Raw genomic sequence first — 6922 nt, forward strand, 5'->3', positions numbered from 1 at the left:
TTTTTATGTACTGATGGGCGTAACTAAGCCGATTTTGATGTTTTTCGGTATAATCATAAAGTCGGGATAAGTGGTGTGAGAGGGGCGAGCCTAAACTCCCCCTACTCGATTATACATTACAGTGATCTTTTGTATATAGGAAGAATTGTTGCCTGGGTATTTTTAAATACATCTTTAATCTGAGCTAAAAATACTTCTGCAGTTGCAAGACTGTCTATTAACGCATTATGAGCCTCATATTCAGGCAGATTCCTTCTTTCCCTTATTGAACTTAGTCTTACATCAATATTAGGATTAGCCATATTAAGCTTTCTTTCAATTTCCATAGTATCTAGCACAAGAAAAGGCAGGGGATCTTTTTTTCTTAGTTTTAGAATTTTCCTTATAAAGCCGCACTCAATATAAGAGCAGTGAACAAGGATGATTTTTCCTGAAATCTTTTCTAGAAGTTCATAAATGGCAATTGAGATATCCTTGCCGTTTGCAAGCAGTTCGGGGGTTATTTGATTTATTACAGCAGATTCCTTTTTTATTACATCTTCCTTGTTTTTTATATAGTAATGAAAGGTTGAATTGAACTGTATTGCTGATCTTGTTATATCAATACCGCCAATAGACAAGATCTGATCGTTTTCAATATCAAGACCAGTTGTTTCAAAATCTATGGATGTTATCTGACACTGCTTAATAGGAGTATCTTTGGTAACTGGTATTTTTTTATAAAACTGACGTAGCTCATCAGGGCAGTGTTTTGATGAGCTGAATTTTTCAATCCTTTTGTTAAGTATCTGTATAGGATCAAATAAACTGAAAAGTCCCATTAGAGAATCCCTCGACCAGGAGCAAATCTGAATTGTGCTGCTTTCTGGTGTTTTGCGATAATTCTGAAAGCATCTCTTAAATGATTTCTTTCAAACTGGCTTAAATCTTCTGGATTTATATTATTTGTAAGTTCTTTGCCATCAGCAAGGCTTCTTAGCTGATGATTAAATCTAACATGATTTAAGAAGGTATAAGCCTCTGCAAGCTCTTTGTAATCGACTTCCTTTAACAGATCACTTTTTACTGCAGTTTCAAGTCTTTCATATGTATCAGTTGACAGACAATTTGCTGCGATTCCGTAGATTCTTGCAAGTTCAATTATCAAGTTAATCGCCTGCTTTTTAATATTAAGATATGGATTGTTGTTGCCATCCTTCATAAGTACAAACTGTCTGAATGTACCTAAAGGAGGAGCAACATTTGTTGATATGGATACTAAGGTTGCAAGGAATCTGCTGTTTTCCTTTGCTTTATTAACAAGATGTTCTCTAAGCTCCTTTACAAGTCCAACATTACCGTAGATTGCTCTCATATCAAGGAAGACAGAGCTTGCAAGGATAGCTTCTTGAGTTGTATTGAGGATCCAGTCGTTGTAATACTCCTTCCACTTATCGATAGAGCACAGATACTTCTCATTTGAAGCCATAAAATTTCCATCGCAAAGTGTATAACCGCATTTATCAAGATTGGTATTAACAAAGTTTGCAAGCTCCCTAAAATATGCGAGCTCATTTTCATCCGGCTCAGACTGAGTAATTATGCAGTTATCCTGATCTGATAGGAATTGAACTTCAGAGCGAGCCTGAGAGCCTGCAGCAACAAATGCAAAAGGCATAGGAGGCTCACCGATTTTATTCTGGGCTATTTTAATTAAAGCTTGGCAGAAAGTATCAGCTATATGACTCATTACTTTCTGAATTGTATGTGGCTTTACATTCATCTGCACTAAAGTTTCAAAAATCTCTCTTTTCTGCTCTGATAATCTTACAAGTTTATCGACAGTTTTTGCTCTTGTAATTCTCTGACACAGATAAATAGCCTGAAGCTGAGTATTCTGAAGAAGACTTGTAGTTGAAACAGATCCATAGATTTTTGAATTTTTAAGAACAGGCAGATTCTTGATGTTGTACATTACCATGATTTCAAGAGCATCATAAATTGATTTATCAGCATCTATAGTCATTACATTTGAAGTCATGATAGTTGATATTGGCATGTTTATATCAAGAGCTTTAGCAACAGCCTTAAGGGTAATGTCTGATTTTGTAACAATACCTAAAAGTTTTTCATTCTCCATTACCATTGCAAGATCTGTATTGTGTTCACCAAGTGTAATTGCAGTATGGCAAATAGAGGTATCCTTAGTTACTACAGCAAGATCGTGGGTACATACAGAATCGATACTTTTATTGTGGTAGGAGCCATTTTCATTACCACTCATTTCATCAGCATAATTATGTGATGAAGACAATCTAATCCATTCTTTAGAGTTAAAATAATCTCCGACAGATTTGTTTTTGGCAATAAGAAACTGAAGAACGTTTTTAGGTATCAGATACAATAGAGTATTCTCAAGGAAAACGACTTTATAGTCAGATTCTCCTTCTTTATCAATCTGAGTAAAACCGAAAGTGTCTCCTACAGACAGTCTAGCTCTTAAAGAGTTATCAATTTTATTTCTTTCCTCAACGCAACCTGCTCTAACCATGAAAAGACCCGCGCCTGCAAGATCTTCATTTTCAATGCAGTCATCTTTTGCATGATATGAGATTTCTATTTTGGTTGCGGTTGCATCTTTTTCAAGATCATTTAACTGTGAGAAAGGATATGTCTGTGAAATAAACTCGTATATGTTAGGTAATAAAGACTTGTCCATAGCTTATTCCTTGGTTGAAACCTTATGTATAAGAATAATTATAGACTTGTAAACGGTTACATGGTAGTGATCTGAATGATATGGTTCAAAATCTTGAAAAAAAACCTGCTCATTTTATGAACAGGTTTTTTGAGTATTATTCAGAAATTATAAAGCTGAATCAGATTTTTCACTTTCAGTTTCAGTCTTTTCTGAATTTTCATTGATGTAAGGTTCAGATGGACGCTTTGTATCGATTGATCTTGTGCTTACTCCTGAGAAGCGGTTTGAGTAACCACCTGCAAGAGTAGATCTTTCAAAGTCAGCACCTGACTCATAGTCACGGCCTGATGGAACAGACTGATAATCTACAGCATGAAGTTCTGGGTTAGAGATACCTTCAATACCATCTAGATTAGCATTCTTAAGACCGCCTGCTCGTACACTCTTTTCAAAATCAAAACCAGTTTCAAAATCTCTTGAAGGAGTAGACTTTGTAAAATCTACATCATAGTCATCGCCTGATTTCATTTCTTCAAAGGTATATAAACGCTCTTTTACCTTATATGGCTCAACAGTAGCGATCTTTGATTCTGCAGCAGGAGCCTTAGCAGGAGTACCAATACGGCGTGGCTTTGCAACAGGTTTTGCCTGATCATTTTCAGCTTTAGCCTTTTTGTGTTTTGGCTCTCTTACGGCATTTTGATTTTCTTCAATGTTTGAAGCTTTGCTCTGACGCTGCTTATTCTGCTTTTGAGCTTTTACCTGATCTTTTTCCTGATCCTGTTTTTTGTTTTTAGGCTCATTAGTACGTTCGTTCTTCTCATTTCGTGAAGGACGCTCATTCTTACCGTTTTTACCTTTGTTCTGACGCTTTGCATTGTCAGCCTTATTCTGCTGGTTGTTACGGTTTTTGCCTTTAGAATTCTTAGAATTCTTGTTGCGAACAGGCTCTTTCTTTTCATCTGATGAGAACAGTGAACCGAAGAATGACATTACAGAGGATAAAAGTGAAGGGCTGTTATCCTTGGCTTTCTTCTGATTCTTGTTCTGCTTCTTAGATGAAACCTTAGGAGTAGAGATGGTTGAAGAAAGAATATCTGCATTGATTGCAGGAGTATCGCTTGACTCTCTGTTTGACTGAGCATTATCAACGATCTTCTTGAGCATTGGATTTTCAAGGAAATTTTCAGATTTCTGACGGTTTTCCTTATCAAGATCTCTTAAAACCTCAAGAGAATTGATATTGCTTTCCTTGCTCAGAGGAGTCTGGATGCAACGGTTAACCTGATATTCCTGTGGCATATATGTCTTTTCAGGAATAATGGTGATTCTGGTCTTTGTACGCTCTTCAATTGCGGCAAGAGCAGCTCTCTTCTCATTAAGGATAAAGGTTGCAACCTCAACTGATGCGATAGCAAATACGTCACCTGCATTCTCCTTGTGAGCCTCTTCCTCAATCAGACGGAGAATAGATAGAGCAAGAGATGAAGAATCACGGCATGTTCCCTGACCGTTACACATTGGGCATACATGAGAGCTGGTCTCTTCAAGAGATGGTCTTAATCTCTGACGGGACATTTCAAGTAAGCCAAAGCGAGATAATCTTGAGAACTGAATTCTTGCTCTGTCCTGACGAACAGCTTCGCGCATTCTGTTTTCTATTTCACGCTGATTCTTAAGAGGGCTCATATCGATAAAATCGATAACTACAAGACCACCAACGTCTCTTAATCTTAACTGACGTGCAATTTCTTCGGCTGCTTCGATGTTAGTCTGAAGCGCTGTTTCTTCAATGTCTCCACCCTTAGTAGCCTTTGCAGAATTAACATCGATTGATGTTAAAGCCTCAGTAGGATCAATAACGATAGCACCACCAGATGGAAGTCTTACCTCACGCTGGTAAGCTGTATCAATCTGAGACTCAATCTGGAATTTGCTAAATAAAGGTATATCACCGTTATACAGATGAACCTTAGATGCAAATTCTGGACGAACAAGCTCAATGTAGTGAAGGATCTGCTTGTATGCATCCTGACTGTCTACAAGGATTTCGCCAATATCTGGGCGTAGATAATCACGAATAGCACGAAGTGCAATATTTGATTCTTGGTGAATTAAGAAAGGAGCTGGACGTGATTGAGCTGCCTGCTTAATCATTGTCCATAATTTGGTTAGGATTGATAAGTCCCACTCTAATTCTTCTGCGCTCTTGCCAACACCTGCAGTACGAACGATAACGCCCATTCCATCTGGTACAGTAAGTCCTTTTAGTGCAGCCTTAAGTTCTGTACGATCCTCACCTTCAATACGACGTGAGATACCGCCAGCTCTTGGGTTGTTTGGCATTAGAACAAGATAAGAACCTGCAAGGGAAACGAAGGTAGTTAAGGCAGCACCTTTAAGTCCGCGTTCTTCTTTTTCAATCTGAACGATAACTTCCTGACCTTCCTTAAGAGCAGAGCGTACCTGTGCATGGTCATTAAAATTGGTGCCAGCTGGGTAGTACTCTCTTGCAATTTCCTTTAAAGGAAGAAAGCCATGTCTTTCTACACCGTAGTCAACGAATGCAGCCTCAAGGCTAGGTTCAATACGAGTGATAGTACCTTTATAGATATTAGCTTTCTTATTTGCATGCTGTGGGGATTCAATGTCGAGATCATACAGCTTCTGACCATCAACTAGAGCAACACGAACTTCTTCAAGCTGAGTTGCATTAATTAACATTCTCTTCACGAGAAAATTCCCTTTTGTAAGGTCTGTAAAAACAATAGTCTAATCCAGGGCCAAAAATGACTCCTGCCATAGCCCTTTGTCTACAGAACAAGTTTTTATTACACCTTTGTAAAAACGCGCCATCACCTTCATAAAGGAGGGGGCTTTACAAGGCAGCCTTAATCAACGTCTTTCTCAGATTCAGTATTCTGTTTTTGTAAGAACCACCAATCTGCCGCGAGGCATCCCCCGCAGACGAACGATTAACTAATAACGAGCAGAAACCATGAACAAAGCGATTACCGTACCCGTGAGTGTATTATGCCATATTTTTTTAGAATTAATCACTTTAAAGACCTTATTCTTATGGCAATTTTAAAAAATTTGAACTGCGACATTAGCAAAAGGAAAGATCTGTATTAAGAAAACTTGATTGAAATTTGATAAAATGCCCGAAGAAAATAATTTAGGAACGGCAAATGTCAGAAAAAAAGGTTGTATCAAAATCAGTAAGTTATAACGAAGCTACCGAGAATGATGATGGTCAGAGACTTGATAATTATCTAGCAAGAGTGCTCAAGGGTGTGCCAAGAAGCATGCTGTACCGAATCTTGAGAAGAGGTGAGGTTAGAGTAAATAAGGGACGTGTTTCGCCATCTTACAAGTTAAGACAGGGAGATATCATAAGAATTCCTCCTGTAACTGTTACAGAAGGTCCTGTCACTATACCATCATCTAATCTTCATCTTGTACAAGACTTAAAGGACAGGATCCTTTTTGAAAATGAAGATCTGATAGTTGTCGATAAGCCGGCAGGTCTTGCATCTCATGGTGGTAGTGGAATTGAATTTGGACTTATTGAAGCATTAAGGGCTCTAAAGCCAGAAGAACGTTTTTTAGAGCTGGCCCACCGTCTTGATAAGGAGACATCAGGCTGTCTTATTGTTTCAAAAAGAAGATCTGCTCTTAGAAACCTTCATGAACAGTTCAGACAGAGAGTTGTCAAAAAAAGATATCTAACATTGGTTCCTGGTAAGTGGGACAGAAGAATAAAGCTTGTTGATGCCCCTCTTATCAGAAATGAGCTGCGCTCTGGCGAAAGAATGGTTGAAGTAAACAGAAAACTAGGTGATCCTTCATCAACAGGTTTTGAAATTGTTGAGAGCTATGAAGGCGCAACTTTAGTTGCTGCAATGCCTCATACAGGAAGAACTCATCAGATCCGTGTCCATACTGCTTATGTAAAGCATCCTGTAGGCGGAGATGAAAAATATGGCGACAAAGAGTTTAATGCTTATTTAAGGTCCATTGGTTTAAAGCGAATGTTTCTGCATGCATTTAAGATTACTTTTAAAAATCCAAAAGATGGTTCTTTACTAAAAATTGAAGCACCGCTGCCAGATGAGCTTGAACAGGCCCTTGAAACATTCAGAAAATTAAGCAACCAAGGTTAATTACTCGAGTTTCCCAGATAAAAAATTTAATTAAACCTAGATACACTCTAGTGTTGATGCTCTTTAAAAACTTGTA

The 6922-nt window shown here is 38.0% G+C and carries 4 protein-coding genes; 1 reads left to right on the plus strand and 3 read right to left on the minus strand.

Annotated elements, in window-relative coordinates:
- Window positions 1-116 precede the first annotated feature (116 nt).
- The 3 genes from J5V48_RS09325 to rne all read right to left on the minus strand — a co-directional run bounded on the left by J5V48_RS09325 (window position 117) and on the right by rne (window position 5413).
- Window positions 117-821, minus strand: coding sequence for an exonuclease domain-containing protein (locus J5V48_RS09325; protein ID WP_219938315.1), 705 nt, complete (start codon window positions 819-821; stop codon window positions 117-119).
- On the minus strand, window positions 821-2698 hold the full coding sequence (locus tag J5V48_RS09330) for a putative nucleotidyltransferase substrate binding domain-containing protein (protein WP_219938316.1): 1878 nt from the start codon (window positions 2696-2698) through the stop codon (window positions 821-823). Before J5V48_RS09330 ends, J5V48_RS09325 begins: the two co-directional genes overlap by 1 nt.
- Window positions 2699-2845: 147 nt before the next feature.
- Entirely contained in the window at window positions 2846-5413 is a 2568-nt protein-coding gene (rne, locus tag J5V48_RS09335) for a ribonuclease E (protein WP_219938317.1), read from the minus strand.
- Between the two features lie 458 nt (window positions 5414-5871).
- On the opposite strand from rne, the gene rluC reads away from it, so the two are divergent.
- A complete protein-coding gene (gene rluC / locus J5V48_RS09340) occupies window positions 5872-6846 on the plus strand; it encodes a 23S rRNA pseudouridine(955/2504/2580) synthase RluC (protein ID WP_219938318.1) in 975 nt (324 codons plus the stop codon).
- The last annotated feature ends 76 nt before the right edge of the window (window positions 6847-6922 follow it).

The sequence above is a fragment of the Succinivibrio faecicola genome (genome assembly GCF_019448115.1).
In the GTDB taxonomy this organism is placed as follows: domain Bacteria; phylum Pseudomonadota; class Gammaproteobacteria; order Enterobacterales; family Succinivibrionaceae; genus Succinivibrio; species Succinivibrio faecicola.